The 13,758-nt window shown below is 71.8% G+C and carries 17 protein-coding genes; 5 read left to right on the top strand and 12 right to left on the bottom strand.

What is annotated here, in order from left to right:
- Positions 1-97 precede the first annotated feature (97 nt).
- Entirely contained in the window at positions 98-373 is a 276-nt protein-coding gene (locus VF746_17160; GenBank protein ID HEX8694154.1) for a nucleoside-diphosphate kinase, read from the bottom strand.
- Here VF746_17160 and VF746_17165 point away from each other — a divergent pair.
- From VF746_17165 to VF746_17175, 3 genes are all read left to right on the top strand, one after another.
- Positions 372-497, top strand: coding sequence for a hypothetical protein (locus VF746_17165; GenBank protein HEX8694155.1), 126 nt, complete (start codon positions 372-374; stop codon positions 495-497). The genes VF746_17160 and VF746_17165 overlap by 2 nt on opposite strands.
- Positions 497-757: a hypothetical protein gene (locus VF746_17170; GenBank protein HEX8694156.1), complete on the top strand. Its 261-nt coding sequence runs from the start codon at positions 497-499 to the stop codon at positions 755-757. The genes VF746_17165 and VF746_17170 overlap by 1 nt, the downstream gene beginning before the upstream one ends.
- Positions 758-824: 67 nt before the next feature.
- Positions 825-1,034: a hypothetical protein gene (locus VF746_17175; protein HEX8694157.1), complete on the top strand. Its 210-nt coding sequence runs from the start codon at positions 825-827 to the stop codon at positions 1,032-1,034.
- Positions 1,035-1,306: 272 nt separating this feature from the next.
- On the opposite strand, the gene ndk is transcribed toward VF746_17175, so the two are convergent.
- From ndk to rfaE1, 11 genes are all read right to left on the bottom strand, one after another.
- Positions 1,307-1,723, bottom strand: coding sequence for a nucleoside-diphosphate kinase (ndk, locus tag VF746_17180; GenBank protein ID HEX8694158.1), 417 nt, complete (start codon positions 1,721-1,723; stop codon positions 1,307-1,309).
- A gap of 120 nt (positions 1,724-1,843) precedes the next feature.
- Positions 1,844-2,749 (bottom strand): CBS domain-containing protein, encoded by a 906-nt coding sequence (locus tag VF746_17185; GenBank protein HEX8694159.1) that lies wholly within the window; start codon positions 2,747-2,749, stop codon positions 1,844-1,846.
- A complete protein-coding gene (sucD, locus tag VF746_17190) occupies positions 2,746-3,615 on the bottom strand; it encodes a succinate--CoA ligase subunit alpha (GenBank protein ID HEX8694160.1) in 870 nt (289 codons plus the stop codon). Before sucD ends, VF746_17185 begins: the two co-directional genes overlap by 4 nt.
- Positions 3,612-4,757: an ADP-forming succinate--CoA ligase subunit beta gene (gene sucC, locus VF746_17195; GenBank protein ID HEX8694161.1), complete on the bottom strand. Its 1,146-nt coding sequence runs from the start codon at positions 4,755-4,757 to the stop codon at positions 3,612-3,614. The genes sucD and sucC overlap by 4 nt, the downstream gene beginning before the upstream one ends.
- Before the next feature lie 103 nt (positions 4,758-4,860).
- Positions 4,861-5,808: a carbamate kinase gene (locus tag VF746_17200; protein HEX8694162.1), complete on the bottom strand. Its 948-nt coding sequence runs from the start codon at positions 5,806-5,808 to the stop codon at positions 4,861-4,863.
- A 265-nt stretch (positions 5,809-6,073) separates the two neighbouring features.
- Positions 6,074-6,916 (bottom strand): hypothetical protein, encoded by an 843-nt coding sequence (locus VF746_17205; protein HEX8694163.1) that lies wholly within the window; start codon positions 6,914-6,916, stop codon positions 6,074-6,076.
- A 12-nt stretch (positions 6,917-6,928) separates the two neighbouring features.
- Complete coding sequence (locus tag VF746_17210; protein HEX8694164.1) at positions 6,929-7,693, bottom strand: hypothetical protein; 765 nt, start codon at positions 7,691-7,693, stop codon at positions 6,929-6,931.
- 80 nt (positions 7,694-7,773) lie between these two features.
- The gene (locus tag VF746_17215; GenBank protein ID HEX8694165.1) at positions 7,774-8,301 is read right to left on the bottom strand and encodes a hypothetical protein; all 528 of its coding nucleotides are present in this window, start codon (positions 8,299-8,301) and stop codon (positions 7,774-7,776) included.
- 293 nt (positions 8,302-8,594) lie between these two features.
- The gene (locus VF746_17220; protein HEX8694166.1) at positions 8,595-9,983 is read right to left on the bottom strand and encodes a phosphomannomutase/phosphoglucomutase; all 1,389 of its coding nucleotides are present in this window, start codon (positions 9,981-9,983) and stop codon (positions 8,595-8,597) included.
- A 161-nt stretch (positions 9,984-10,144) separates the two neighbouring features.
- Complete coding sequence (locus VF746_17225; protein ID HEX8694167.1) at positions 10,145-10,543, bottom strand: RidA family protein; 399 nt, start codon at positions 10,541-10,543, stop codon at positions 10,145-10,147.
- A 125-nt stretch (positions 10,544-10,668) separates the two neighbouring features.
- The gene (gene rfaE1 / locus VF746_17230) at positions 10,669-11,673 is read right to left on the bottom strand and encodes a D-glycero-beta-D-manno-heptose-7-phosphate kinase (protein ID HEX8694168.1); all 1,005 of its coding nucleotides are present in this window, start codon (positions 11,671-11,673) and stop codon (positions 10,669-10,671) included.
- Positions 11,674-12,047: 374 nt separating this feature from the next.
- On the opposite strand from rfaE1, the gene VF746_17235 reads away from it, so the two are divergent.
- Both VF746_17235 and VF746_17240 read left to right on the top strand, forming a co-directional pair.
- Positions 12,048-12,749: a hypothetical protein gene (locus VF746_17235; protein HEX8694169.1), complete on the top strand. Its 702-nt coding sequence runs from the start codon at positions 12,048-12,050 to the stop codon at positions 12,747-12,749.
- Positions 12,750-12,774: 25 nt separating this feature from the next.
- Positions 12,775-13,467, top strand: a complete 693-nt coding sequence (locus tag VF746_17240) for a nitroreductase family protein (GenBank protein HEX8694170.1) — start codon at positions 12,775-12,777, stop codon at positions 13,465-13,467.
- Positions 13,468-13,758 lie beyond the last annotated feature (291 nt).

Genomic DNA, 13,758 nt, shown 5'->3' on the forward strand with positions numbered 1-13,758 from the left:
AGACTTTTTTCACGCAGAGTCGGCAGAGTCAGCAGAGAAACCGCTCTGTTGACTCTGCTGACTCTGCGTGAGGCCTGATGTTTTTCCGGATCCGGTATCAGCCCACCAGCTCGAGGCCGCTGGAGAAGAAGGCGATCTCGATGGCGGTGTTCTCGTCGCTGTCGGAGCCGTGGACGGCGTTGCGGCCCTTGCTCTCCGCGTACAGCTTGCGGACGGCGCCCTCGGCGGGCTGGAACGGTCTGCAGGGGCCAGGGTATGCAGGGTCAGATCGCGGCCGGGACCAGTGGGTCCCCCGCCTGCGATAAGCCCGCGGCTCTCGTCTATCCGCTGACGAGAGCCGCGGGCTTCTCGTTTCTCCCCGGGAGGTGCGCATGGCCAAGCAGGATGCGTGCAAGATCCCGCTGGACGACTTCGCGGGGAGCCTCTGCCGCGTCTGCGCCGACGTGCTCTGCTCGTGCGGTGCCTGCGCGTGCGCCAGCCGCGCCAGGAGAAGCTGATGACGATGATGATGAACACCCCCGAGCGGCTGCGCCCCGGCGACTTCCAGGTGAGCGACGAGGACCGGCCGGGGTGGGTCCGCGGCAGTGTGCGCACGCCCAGGGTGGGCGAAACAGTCTACTGCGCGGGCGGGGAGGGGACGGTGGTCTCGGTCCAGGGGAAGACCGGCAACGGCAGCTGCCTCGTGCAGATCCGCCTCGCCCCCCCGGCGGCGCCGTTCTTCGCGGCCGCATCGAACGTGCTGCTGGCGCCCTGCTGACGCCGACCGGAGGGGCGGCGGAGCCTGCCCCGCCCCGACCACCCTTTTCTCCCCAGGAACACGGATCATGGACGGATACATCACCTACACGGTGGGCGCGGGCGGAACGTGGATCGCCTGGCACACCGAGGCCAGGCCGGCGCAGAACGCCACGGGCCGCGAGCTGGCCGCGTGCCCGGGAGCCGTGCACTTCGCCATCGGCCCCACCGCCGAGGCCGCGTTCGCGAAGCTGCGGGCGGACCTCTCCACTCGACGCACGACAGGGAGCGCGACATGAAGCCGACGTCATCCGGGATCCGTCAGCCGAAGCACGGGGAGCGCACGGGTACGGCGTGCCCGGTGTGCGGCGATTCGGTGCTGCGGCAGGAGAGATACGGAAGAGCCGGCGCCCTCGACGGGTTCCGGCTCGTTTGCAGCCGGCGGGGCTGCCCGTGGCAGGGTCAGGCGCGGTAAAGACCCGGGCGCACGATCCAGCACGCGAAGGCGAAACACGGCCCCTCCTCCGAGGCTCGGAAGAGGGGCCGCCGCGTCGAACACCGGGAAGCGGGCTCAGCCCACCAGCTCGAGGCCGCTGAAGAAGAAGGCGATCTCGATGGCCGCGTTCTCGTCGCTGTCGGAGCCGTGGACGGCGTTGCGGCCCTTGCTCTCCGCGTAGAGCTTGCGGACGGTGCCCTCGGCGGCCTCGGCCGGGTCGGTGGCGCCGATGGTGTCGCGCCACTTCTGCACGGCGCCCTCCGCCTCCAGCGCCAGCACCACGCTGGGGCCGCTGGACATGAACTCGGTCAGCTCGCCGTAGAACGGGCGCTGCGCGTGCACCTCGTAGAACCTCTGCGCCTGCGGCATGCCGATCTGCAGGAGCTTCATCCCCAGGATGCGGAAGCCCGCGTCCTGGATGTGGGCGATGATCTTCCCCGCGTGGCCGTTCTGCACGGCGTCGGGCTTGATGATGGCCAGCGTGCGAGACATTCGGGATATCGTTCGGGCTAGGGGTTGAGTGAGTTAGTCCTTAGTCCTTAGTCCTTAGTGCTAAGTGCCAAGTTCGACCGCCGTTCACTAAAACACTAAGGACTAAGGACTTAGGACTACCTACGGAAACGCGAACAGCTTGCGCAGGATGTCCCCCCGCGTCAGGAAGCCGGTGAGCTTCCCCTCGGAGACCACCGGGAGGCGCTCCAGGTCCTTGCTCACCATGATCGAGGTGACCTCGGCCAGCGCCTGGTCCTCCGACACGCAGATCACCGAGCGGCTCATCACCTCGCGCACCCGCGTCTCGCCGAGGCCCCCGGGACTCTCGCCGCCCTTCTGCACGCCGGGAAGGAGGTAGCGCAGCAGGTCGCGGTCGGTCACCATCCCCAGCACCACCCGCTCCTCGTCCACCACGGGCACCGCGCGCAGCCTGTGCTCGGCCACCAGGTCCAGCACCTCCTTCACCGTCGCGTCCGGGCCCACGCGGTAGACCCGCTGCGTCATCACGTCGCGCACGGTGAGCCGCGGCTGGATGGTGATCTCGCGCACGGCCGGGATCTCCAGCACCGCCTCGGGGGCGCGCGCCGCCACCAGCCGGTCCACCACCCGGTCGTCGCGCAGCAGGCGGGCGAGCGCGGCCACCGTCTGCAGGTACAGCCCCGCGGCCGAGGGCGGGGCCAGCACCAGCACCACCACCTGCGCCATCCCCTCCACGTCGTCCGGCGCCGTCAGCAGCGGCGCGGCGGCGATCCCCACCGCCACCACCAGGTCCGCCACCGCGTCGGTGCGCAGGTGCGGCAGCAGCACCCGGTCGCCCACGTGGATCAGGTCGCGCACCCGGCTCTCGGTGAAGAGCCGCGCCAGCCGCTCGGGGTGGGCCACCGCGCCGGTGTCGATCAGCCGCTGGGCGAGCGCGGAGACCGCGGCGTGCACGGTCTCCGCGGGGAGCGGGGCGACCACGTGCTCCGGGCGGAGGACCTCCGCCAGGCGCAGCTCGCGCCCCCGTGGCGGGCCGCCCTCGCTCAGAGGGCCTCCTGGATGAGCCCCACCACGTCCAGCGGGCGCCGGGCCACGCCGATCCCGTTGTCGCGGAAGGCCTGCATCTTCTCCTCCGCCGTCCCCGCCGAGCCGGAGATGATGGCGCCGGCGTGCCCCATCCGGCGCCCCGGCGGCGCCGTCTGCCCGGCGATGAAGCCCACCACCGGCTTGCCGAGGTTCTCCTTCACGTAGCGCGCGGCGTCCTGCTCGTCGGTGCCGCCGATCTCGCCGATCATCACGACAGCCTTCGTCTCGGGGTCGGCCTCGAACGCGGCCAGGCAGTCGATGAAGTTGGTGCCGTTGATCGGGTCGCCGCCGATCCCCACGCACGTAGTGGTGCCGATCCCCGCCTGCTTGAGCTTGAAGACCACCTCGTAGGTGAGCGTCCCCGAGCGCGAGACCAGGCCCACGGGGCCGGGCTCGGTGATGTGGCCGGGGATGATCCCCACCTTGCTCTTCCCCGGCGAGAGGAGCCCGGGGCAGTTGGGGCCCAGCAGCCGCGCGCCCTTCTCCAGCACGTAGGGGCGCACCCGCGTCATGTCGAGCACGGGGACGCCCTCGGTGATGGCCACGATGAAGTCGACCCCCGCGTCGGCCGCCTCGAACATGGCGTCGGCCGCGAAGGCGGGGGGCACGTAGATCACCGAGGTGTTGGCGCCCGTCGCCTGCACCGCCTCCGCGACGGTGTTGAAGATCGGCACGCTCCCCTCGAACGTCTGCCCGCCCTTCCCCGGGGTGACGCCGGCCACCACCTGGGTGCCGTACTCCATCATCTGCTTCGCGTGGAAGCTGCCGTCGCGGCCGGTGATCCCCTGCACCACCAGGCGGGTGGACTGGTCGATGAAGATGCTCACGACTCACCTCCCCGGTGGGCGAGCTCCACGGCCCTCTGCACCGCCTCGTCCATGTCGGTCATGGCGCTGAAGCCGGCCTCCTCCAGGATCTTCACCGCGATCTCCTCGTTGGTGCCGGTGAGCCGGATCACGATCGGCACGCCGATGTCGATCTGCCGGGTGGCGGTCACGATCCCGTTGGCCACGTCGTCGGTGCGGGTGATGCCGCCGAAGATGTTGAAGAGGATCACCTTCACGTTGGGGTCGGAGGTGATGATCTTGAGCGCGTTCACCACCTTCTCGGGGTTCGACGAGCCGCCGATGTCCAGGAAGTTGGCGGGCTCGCCGCCGTAGAACTTCACCAGGTCCATGGTGGCCATCGCGAGCCCGGCGCCGTTGACCACGCACCCCACGTCGCCGTCCAGCTTGATGAAGGTGAGCCCCGCCTCGCGCGCCAGCACCTCGGCCGCGTTCTCGGAGCTCTCGTCGCGCAGCGCCTCGATCTCCGGCTTCCGGAAGAGCTCGTTGTCGTCGATGTTGAACTTGGCGTCGATCGCCTTGACGTCCCCCGCGGGGGTGGTGATGAGCGGGTTGATCTCGGCGAGGGAGGCGCCCGCGTCCACGAACGCCTGGTAGAGCTGCTGGAGGATCTTGGCCGCGGCGCGCTGCTGCTTCGCGTCCGTGTACAGCCGGGTCGCCAGGAGGTAGGCCTGGTGCGGGAGGAAGCCGTAGCGGGGGTCGACGGCGAGCTTGTGGATCTTCTCGGGCTCGGTGGCGGCCACCTCCTCGATGTCGATGCCGCCGGCGGCCGAGACCATCCACACCGGCGCCTTGCTCGCGCGGTCCATGATGAGGCCGACGTAGGCCTCGCTGGCGATGTCTTCCGCGGGGGCGATCAGCACCTTGTTGACGGTGAGCCCCTTGATCTGCATCCCCAGGATCTGCCCGGCCTTCTCGCGGGTCTCCTCGGGGGTCTTCGCCAGCTTGACGCCGCCGGCCTTGCCGCGGCCGCCCGCGTGCACCTGCGCCTTGATGACGACCGTGCCGCCGAAGCGCCGGGCGATCGTCTCGGCCTCTTCGGGCGTGGTGGCCACTTCGCCCATCGGGACCGGGATCCCGGCGGCGACGAGCAGCTCTTTGGCCTGGTATTCGTGGATGTTCACGCGTGGTTGCGTCCGCGTTGAAAGATGAAAGTTCCCAGTGCCCAGTCCCCAGTACCCAGGAACGGCAACAACGCCGCCGTTCCTGGGCACCTGGCACTGGGCACTAGGCACTGACGATTTCCGTCCCCGCCTCCCCCGCCACCGCCTCGCGCCCCTGGTCCAGCCGCGCGATGACGGCGCGCCCGCCCCCGGCGCGCACGAAGCCGGCGGCGGCCTCCACCTTGGGCGCCATGCTCCCTTCGCCGAGCTGGCCCGTGCGCAGCAGCTCGCCGGCCTCGTCCACCGTGAGCCGGTCGAGCGGGCGCTGCGTCTGCTTCCCGTAGTCCAGGTAGACGCGGTCGACGTCGGTGAGGATCACCAGCACGTCGGCGCCGATGTCGCGGGCCAGGATGGCGGCGGCGCGGTCCTTGTCGACCACCGCGTCGATCCCCTCCAGCCCCCACCGGGAGTGCACGTAGACGGGGCAGCCGCCGCCGCCCGCCGCGATCACCAGGTGCCCCTCGGCCACCAGCGAGCGGATCATCGGCCGCTCCACGATCTCCAGCGGGATCGGGCTCGCGACCACGCGCCGCCAGCCGCCCTTCACCTCCACCACGTCGCCGCCCATCTCGGCGGCCAGGGCGCGGGCGGTCTCCTCGTCCATGGTGCGGCCGATCGGCTTGGTGGGCCGCTCCAGCTCGGGGTCGTGCTCGTCCACCCGCACCTGGGTGACCAGCGTCACCACCTGCCGCTTCACGCCGGCCCGCTCCAGCGCGTTCTGCAGCGACTGCTGGATCATGTAGCCGATCCACCCCTCGGTGGCGGCCACCAGCACCCCCAGCGGGAGCGGGGGGACCACGTCGCGCGCCAGCTCATTGCGGATCAGCGCGTTGCCCACCTGCGGCCCGTTGCCGTGCACGATGGCGATGCGCCACCCCTCGCGGGCCAGCTCCACCACGGCGCCCAGCGACTCGCGCGTGTGGCGGAACTGCTGGGTGATGGTCCCTTCTTCGCCCGGCTGCGCCAGCGCGTTGCCGCCCAGCGCCACCACGATGGTTCGCTCTTCCGGCACGGACCCCCTGAAAACAAGGGCGACATGATAGCCGGCCCCCCACCCGGGAGCAAGCTGCGGAGACGGAACTGCTTACGGCCGTGCTGCGCCTTACGTCCCGGTCGGAAGGCAAGGGGCGCGCCGGGGGGCTCGCAGCCGGTTGGGCCGGCTTCGGCGCGGCCGCGGGGAGCCCCCGCCCTGGCGCCTGACGCGCCTGTCTCTCCCCCGAACTTCAGGGGAGGGACTTCGGCGTTGCGCACGACGGGCACCAGGCGGGTCGAGCTCGTCAGGCGAGGTCGTCGTCCACCTCGTCGTCTCCACCGCGGAGGCGGCGGAGCTCGCCGGCCAGGAGGCGCGCTTCGTCCTCCCTGCCGCGGGGGACGGGGACGCGCAGGTAGTCGTCGACCATCACCTCGTCGCGGCTGGGGCCGCGGCGCGTCCACTGGCGCAGGGTGAGCCGCAGCACCGGCGGGCTTTCGTCTTCCAGGTAGCGCACGCCCGCCAGCCAGACGCGCTCGTCGTTCAGCACGTGCTCACGGCCATTGATCATCACCGACTCGCGCGTGAGCACCACCTCGCCCGCAGGAACCGACGCGTCGGCGCGATAGTCCGCGTGCGCCGTCCACCAGGCGAGGCCCCCCACCAGCGCGCCGACGGCGGCGCCGATGGCGAGGGCCAGGAGCCAGCCCGCGCCCCAGAACTTCGAGCCGAGCGTCGCGAAGACCAGGAACGCCGCGCCGAGCTCCAGCGCGTGCCGCTTCTCCAGGCGCAGCTCGCGCGCCGCGTACGCCGCCCACTCGTCGGGGGCGAGCGTCCAGCGCGCCAGCACCTCCGGCGGGCCGGGCGGCGGCGGCTCGGCCGGGAGCCCCGCGGCCAGGCGCCGGGCGCGGACGGCGGCGTGCCGCTCCTCGTCCTCCCGCTCGTAGTCCCGCTTCAGGCGGCGGTAGATCCACACGGCGGGCGCGAAGAACGCCGCGGCCACGGCGAAGGTGGCCGCGATCTGCCCGCCGCTCATCCCCGGCGGCTGCGTGTCGACCAGCTCCCACACGCCCAGGAACGCGGCGACGACGCCGCACCAGAACAACACCAGCGCCGCGACGACCGCGAGCAGGCTCCACCCCCGGGACACGGCCGCTCCCCGCTAGACGGATTTCGGCGCGTGCGCGAGCAGCCGTTCGTGCTCGAAGGCGGCCGCCAGGGCGCGCGCCTCGTCCTCGCGGCCGCGGGGGACGGGGACGCGGTACTGCTCGTTGGTCCGGCCGGAGCGCGTGGGCCAGGTGACCGTGAACTCCAGGATCGGCGGGCGCTCGTCTTCCAGGTAGCGCACGCCGCCGAAGGTGAAGTTCTCGTCCTGCAGCACGTGGTAGCGCCCGTTCATCAGGATGGCGTTGGGGGAGATGATCACGTCGCCGCGCGGGGCGGCCAGGTTCGACCGGTGCGCGGAGCGGGCCACCAGCCAGCGCCCGACGCCGATCGCCGCGCCGATCACCAGCGACACGCCGAAGGCCAGCGCCCAGTCCCCTTCCGTCCACCCCAGGAGCAGCGTGCCGAGCGCCACGACGCCCAGGCCCACCCACGCGGCCTCGCGGCGGCGGAAGGCGACCTCGCGCGCCGCGTACGCCGTCCACTCGCCGGGCTCGTACGTCCAGTGCGCCAGCACTGGGGCGGGCAGGCCGGTGGTGTCGCCGGGCACCGCGCTCACGGCGCCCAGCATGGCGCGGGTGTTCTCCGCCTCGGCGCGCACGGCCCGCCGCCAGCGGGCGATCCCCGTGACGCCGCCGTAGACCATCAGCACCCCCGAGAGGCCCAGGAGCGCGAACACCCACCAGATCTCGCTGTCGGCGAAGGCGCCCGCGGCGCCCAGCGCCAGCGCCAGCACGCCGAACCAGATGATAACGACCGACACTGCGACGTTCAGGGGATTGGAGGAGGTCGGCATCGTCGGGGAGGATCGAGGGAGAGAGGAAGCCGGGGCCCGCGCGCGCCTCACTGGAACGGCGGGTTGCCGATGCGGCGGGCGACGAAGCGGAAGGTGCCGACGAGCAGGGTGTCTTCCACGCGGTCGACCTTCAGGGCGCCGTCGTAGGCGTCGAGGTGCGCGCCGCGCCGCCCCTGGCTCCCGGTCTCCGGCTCCCAGAGCGTGGCGCCGATGAAGGGCGGCCCGGCCGGCTCGCCGTCGCTCGCGAGCATGGGGTAGGTGGCCGGGGTGAGCGGCCGGTGCCGGGGGTGCTTCGCGGTTATGAGGAGCGAGATGTCGTTGTAGCGCTCGTGCTGGCACCAGATCGTCCACTCGTGCCAGCCGATGTTGCGCCCGCCAGACGCCGTGTCCCACCTTACCTTCGCGAGCCCGCGCACGGTGTCGCCCAGGACCGGCCTGCCGTCGACCGCGACCGTGCACGTGCCGTCCGCGCGGAACTCGCCCGTGACCTGGAAGCGGTCGTTGCGCCACTCCGGCGGGTCGGCGCAGGCGGCCAGGAGCGAGAGGAAGAGAACGGAGAAGGGGATGGCTCGCATGACGGGTCGGCGATCGTCTGTGCGGACGTTGTGCTAACGATCTGTCATGATCCTGGTGGAACGCTCGTAGGGTCGAGGCATGCCTCGACCGGAGGATGCCAGCTCAGGCGCCGCAGGCGGCCTCTTGCGCCGATGCCGCCCCCGCTCGGACTCGCATGCTCGCCCCTACGAAACACCCGCGGGCCCGGCCTTCCGCGCCGGAGGCCGGCCCCGCGCCAAACCAGCCTGCGCAGGCAGGCTTCTCGCCGTTGTTGCCGCGGGTTTACCCGCCTTTGGGCCGAAGCCGGCCCCCGTCAGTGCCCGACACTCGCGGCGCCGATGCCTTCCGTGCGGAGCCACCCCTCCATGGAGTCGCGGATCTCGCGGAGCCGCTCGGCGGTGCGCGCCTCGTAGCGGGCCACCAGCACGGGCTCGGTGTTCGACGCGCGGACGAGCCCCCAGCCGTCGCCGAAGAGCACGCGCGCGCCGTCGACGTCGATCACCTCGTGGCCCTGGCGGAAGTGCTCCACGGCGCGCTGCACGATCTCGAACTTGGTCTCCTCGCTGGCCGGGTAGCGCAGCTCCGCGGTGGAGACGAACTTCGGGAACTGGTCGATCCACGCCGCCAGCCCGCCCTCGCGGCGCGCGACGATGTCGATCAGCAGGCAGGCGCCGTAGAGCGCGTCGTCGAAGCCGTAGTAGTCGTCGCCGAACATGATGTGGCCCGACAGCTCGCCGGCCAGGAGCGCGTGCTCCTCCTTCATCCGCTTCTTGATCAGCGAGTGGCCGGTGGCGTTCATCACCGGCACGCCGCCGGCCTTCTCCAGCACCTCGGGGAGCTGCTGCGAGCACTTCACGTCGAAGATCACCTTCTGCCCCGCCCCGCGCCGCTCCAGCAGGTCCAGCCCGTAGAGGAGGAGGAGCGTGTCGCCGCGCACGATCTCGCCGCGGTCGTCCACGGCGCCGATGCGGTCGGCGTCGCCGTCGAAGGCCACGCCCAGGTCGGCCCCGGTCTCCTTCACCTTCGCGATGATGTCGACGAGGTTCTTGTCGACGACGGGATCGGGATGGTGATTCGGGAACGTCGGATCGCTCTCGCAGAAGAGGGGGATCACGTCGACATTCTCCCCCAGCGCCTCCAGCAGCCGCACGGCGACCACGGAGCCCGTCCCGTTGCCGCAGTCGACCACCACCTTCATCGGCCGCCGGATGGTGAACTTGGACGAGACGAAGTCCACGTACTCGTCGAGCACCTGGCGGTCGACGACGGCGCCCGAGCCGGACTCGAAGTCGGCCGCGTCGATCATGCGGCGCATCTCCTGGATGAGCCCCCCGTAGATGGGGCCGCCGGCCAGCGTCATCTTGAAGCCGTTGTACTGCGGCGGGTTGTGCGAGCCGGTGACCTGCAGGCCGCCGTCGTGCCCCCAGTGCGACACGGCGAAGGAGTGCGCGGGCGTGGGGACCAGGCCCACGTCGGTGACCTCGGCGCCGGCGGCCGTCATCCCGCGCCGGATGCCGTCGGCGAGCGACTCGGAGCTCGTGCGGTTGTCGCGCCCCAGCACCAGCGAGGGCCGGTCCTTCCCCAGCCGCCGGCGCGCGAAGGAGGCGAAGGCGCGGCCGACTCCCTCGGCCACCTCGGGCGTCAGGTCGGTGCCCACCACGCCGCGGATGTCGTACTGCCGGAAGATGTGCGGGTTGATCATGCGCGGATGTACGTCCCGTGAGAGTGCGAAGTGCGAAGTGCGAAGTGCGAAGTGCGAAGTGCTTAGTCCTTAGTCCTTAGTGTTTTAGTGACCGGGCCTCAGCCTGGTGGCGCGACGCGGTTCACTAAGCACTAAGGACTAAAACACTAAGGACTATCGGTTCACGAATTCTGCTCGAGCAGCACCGCGATCGCCTCGATCTCGACGGCGACGTCGCGCGGGAGCCGCGCCGCCTGCACGGTGGAGCGGGCCGGCTTGTGCTCGCCGAACCAGCGCCCGTACACCTCGTTCATCGCGGCGAAGTCGTTCATGTCGCGCAGGAACACCGTGGTCTTCACCACCGCCGAGAGGTCGGAGCCGGCGGCGCGCAGGATCGCCTGCAGGTTCTCCATCACCCGCTCGGTCTGCGCGGCCACGTCGCCCTCCACGATCTGCATGCTCGACGGGTGGAAGGCCACCTGGCCCGCGGTGAACACGAAGCCGTTCGCCACCACGGCTTGGCTGTACGGGCCGATGGCCGCGGGCGCTTCGTCGGTGTGGACGGTCTGGAGGTTCGGCATCTCAGTTCAGGTGCGAAGTGCGAAGTGCGAGGTGCGAAGTGCGTCAGCCTCCGCGGCGGTCCCCGGCCATCAGCCGTTGTTCCTGGGCACTGGGGACTGGGCACTATCCCCCTGTTCCCTGTCCCCTATTCCCCCGCCCGGCGGCCCTCCGGCAGCTCGGCGCGCAGCTCGTCGGGGGTGACCACGGCGACGCCGGGCTTGCCGACCTCGATGCCGGCGGCGAGGTTCGCCAGGAGGGCGGCTTCCTCGATGGTCGCTCCGGCGGCCAGCGCCACGGCCACGAACGCCGTCACCGTGTCGCCCGCGCCGCTCACGTCGAACACCTCGCGCGCTACGGCCGGGATGCGCAGGGTGGGCGCGCCGTCGGAGCACAGCGCCATCCCCTCCTCGCCCAGCGTCAGCAGCAGGTGCCGCGCGCCCACGGTCCGCCGGGCGTGCTCCAGCCACTCGTCGTCGCGCGCGCGGACGGGGCCGCCCAGCGCGGCGCCCAGTTCCAGCGCGTTGGGCTTGAAGACCGTGGCGCCGCCGTACTCCAGGAAGTGGCGGAACTTCGGGTCCACCACGCTGGGGATGCCGGCCTCGCGCGCTGCGTCCAGCGCGGCGCGGATCACCGGCGGCGCCAGGACGCCCTTGTCGTAGTCCTCCAGCACCAGCGCGTCGGCGTCGGCCACGGCGGCGCGCACGTGCGCCGACAGCTCGGCCGCGCAGTCTTCGTCCACGTCGTCCTCGCGCTCGCGGTCGAAGCGCACCACCTGCTGGTGCCTGGCGACCACGCGCGTCTTGGTCGTGGTCGGCCGGTCGCCGCGCTCCACCAGGCGCGCGTGCACCCTGCCGCCGTCCAGCGCGGCGAGCGCCTCGCGGACGCGGCGGCCGGCGTCGTCGGCGCCCACGCACCCCACCAGCCGGCAGGCGGCGCCCAGCGCGGCCACGTTGGCGGCCACGTTGGCGGCGCCGCCCAGCGCGAAGCGCTCCTCGGCCACGTGCACCACCGGCACCGGCGCCTCGGGCGAGATGCGCGACACGCCGCCCACCAGGTACACGTCGAGCATCACGTCGCCGACCACCGCCACGCGCAGGCCGCCGGCACGGTCCAGGATCTCCTCGAGTCGCGCGCGCGTGAGCCGCTCCATCCCCCTGAATGCGCACCCGGGTGAAGACGCGATCCCGGCGCGCGGGCCGGGGAAAGAGGGCGCGGAATCTACGCCGCCCCGCCTACCCGCGCCAGCGGCGTGGGCAGGGTTTGCGCGGGTGAGGCTTCGACCGCGTCCGGTCTCGCTCGTCGTTTCGTAGGGGCGAGCCTGCGAGTCCGAGCACAGGCGGCATCGGCGCGAGAGGCCGCCTGCCGCGCACGAGTCGGCATCCGCCGGTCGAGGCATGCCTCGCCCCTACGATTCTCCGGCCATGATCGCAAAGACAGCACTTCGCACTTTCGGTCCCCGGTGCGCTCCTTGCGGCGGGCGGAGGCGCATCCGCTTACGCCTCGTTCCGGACAACGGAGACCCCGATGAGAGGATCGTCCGCGCTCGCCGCGCTCCTGCTGCTGGCCGCCTGCACCCCTCCGGCGACGGAGACCACGACCGCCCCCGCGCCGGCCCCGCGCGCGGCCGCGGCGGCGCCGGACCGCGGCGTCTTCGCGCTCGTCCAGGGCGGCACCGACGTTTTCACCGAGAGCTTCACCCGCACGCCCGAGCGGCTGGAGACGGTGCTGACCGGCCCCGCCGGCAACCGCGCCGCCATCACCGCGGACCTGGCGACCGACGCCACGGTCACGCGCATCCGGGTGGAGGAGTTCCGGCGCGCCGACACCGTGGCGGCGCGGACCTCGGAGGCCGTCTTCATGGGCGACAGCGTGTTCCTGGAGCAGGCGGGCCAGGGGCCTCCGCTCAGCGCGCGCCGCCAGATCCCGGCCGGGTCCATCCCCTTCGTGAACCCCAGCCCCTCCCTGCTGGAGCAGATCGTCCGGCGGGCGCGTGCGATCGGCGGCAGCCCGGTGCAGGTGCCGATATGGGCGGCCAGCGGAGGCGGCCAGCCGGCCACCGCCACCGTCATCCTCGAGGGGAACCAGGCGCGCATCCAGATCTCCAACGTGGAGGTCCAGCTCACCCTCGACGAGTCGGGGCGCGTCTTCGGCGGCGGCGTCCCGGTGCAGGGGCTCACGCTGGAGCGCCGCCCGCCGGGGGCCACGGCCCCGGCCCCGGCGCCGTAGGCGGCCGAGGCGGCGACCGCGCCCGATGCCTCCCGGCGAGCACCCGTTCCGCCCGCTCGGCTTCGCCCGCCTGGCGCCGGAGGAGATGCTGCGCCGCGCCTGCGGCTTCCACGCGGAGATGGAGCGGCGGCGCTCGGCGCGCGCCTTCTCCGACGAGCCGGTCCCGCGCGAGCTGGTGGAGCTGGCGGTGCGCACCGCGAGCACGGCGCCCTCGGGCGCGCACCAGCAGCCGTGGACGTTCGTGGTGGTGTCCGATTCCGATTTGAAGCGGCGGATCCGCGAGGCGGCGGAAGACGAGGAGCGCAGGAACTACGGCGGGCGGATGCCGCCGGAGTGGATCGAGGCGCTGGCGCCGCTCGGCACCGACTTCGAGAAGTCGCACATCACCGACGCGCCGTACGTGGTGGTGCTCTTCCGGCAGGCGTGGGGGCTGCGGCCGGACGGCAAGCGCCGCACGCACTACTACACGACGGAGAGCTGCGGCATCGCGGCGGGGCTGTTCATCGCCGCCGTGCACCACATGGGCCTGGCGACGCTCACCCACACCCCGTCGCCGATGGGCTTCCTCTCGAAGCTCCTCGGCCGCCCCGAGAACGAGAAGCCCTTCCTGCTGATGCCCGTCGGCTACCCGGCCCCCGACGCCGCCGTGCCCGACCTCCGCCGCAAGCCGCTGGAGGAGGTGTCGGTATGGTTCGATGGAAATTCAGGGGACGAGTGAGATGATGCGCGTCCACGCGCCCACGTCTGTCATTCCGAGGGGAGCGTCCGCGCCTGGCTCGCGTCCGCACCGGAGGCTGGACGCGACCGGAGAATCTACTCCGCGTGTCTGGTGGCCAGGGGAAAGTGCGCGAAAGCCGGCCTCGCTCCAGGGTGAGTAGATCCTTCGGTCGCCGCCAGACACTGGTGTCGGGGCAGGTTCGGCGCAGCGGCTCCCTGAATAGAAACTACGGAGCCGGGGTCGCGCTCTTCAGGCGGCCTTCCGCAGTTCCACCTTGTAGCCGAGCCTCTC

This window comes from Longimicrobium sp. (assembly GCA_036389795.1).
GTDB lineage: Bacteria > Gemmatimonadota > Gemmatimonadetes > Longimicrobiales > Longimicrobiaceae > Longimicrobium.

What these genes read in the sequence shown, in the direction of transcription:
- VF746_17165 (HEX8694155.1), top strand. Translation starts at nt 372, where the DNA reads ATGGCCAAGCAGGATGCGTGCAAGATCCCGCTGGACGACTTCGCGGGG.
- VF746_17160 (HEX8694154.1), bottom strand. Translation starts at nt 373, where the DNA reads ATGCGCACCTCCCGGGGAGAAACGAGAAGCCCGCGGCTCTCGTCAGCG.
- VF746_17170 (HEX8694156.1), top strand. Translation starts at nt 497, where the DNA reads ATGACGATGATGATGAACACCCCCGAGCGGCTGCGCCCCGGCGACTTC.
- VF746_17175 (HEX8694157.1), top strand. Translation starts at nt 825, where the DNA reads ATGGACGGATACATCACCTACACGGTGGGCGCGGGCGGAACGTGGATC.
- ndk (HEX8694158.1), bottom strand. Translation starts at nt 1,723, where the DNA reads ATGTCTCGCACGCTGGCCATCATCAAGCCCGACGCCGTGCAGAACGGC.
- VF746_17215 (HEX8694165.1), bottom strand. Translation starts at nt 8,301, where the DNA reads ATGCGAGCCATCCCCTTCTCCGTTCTCTTCCTCTCGCTCCTGGCCGCC.
- VF746_17220 (HEX8694166.1), bottom strand. Translation starts at nt 9,983, where the DNA reads ATGATCAACCCGCACATCTTCCGGCAGTACGACATCCGCGGCGTGGTG.
- VF746_17225 (HEX8694167.1), bottom strand. Translation starts at nt 10,543, where the DNA reads ATGCCGAACCTCCAGACCGTCCACACCGACGAAGCGCCCGCGGCCATC.
- rfaE1 (HEX8694168.1), bottom strand. Translation starts at nt 11,673, where the DNA reads ATGGAGCGGCTCACGCGCGCGCGACTCGAGGAGATCCTGGACCGTGCC.
- VF746_17235 (HEX8694169.1), top strand. Translation starts at nt 12,048, where the DNA reads ATGAGAGGATCGTCCGCGCTCGCCGCGCTCCTGCTGCTGGCCGCCTGC.
- VF746_17240 (HEX8694170.1), top strand. Translation starts at nt 12,775, where the DNA reads ATGCCTCCCGGCGAGCACCCGTTCCGCCCGCTCGGCTTCGCCCGCCTG.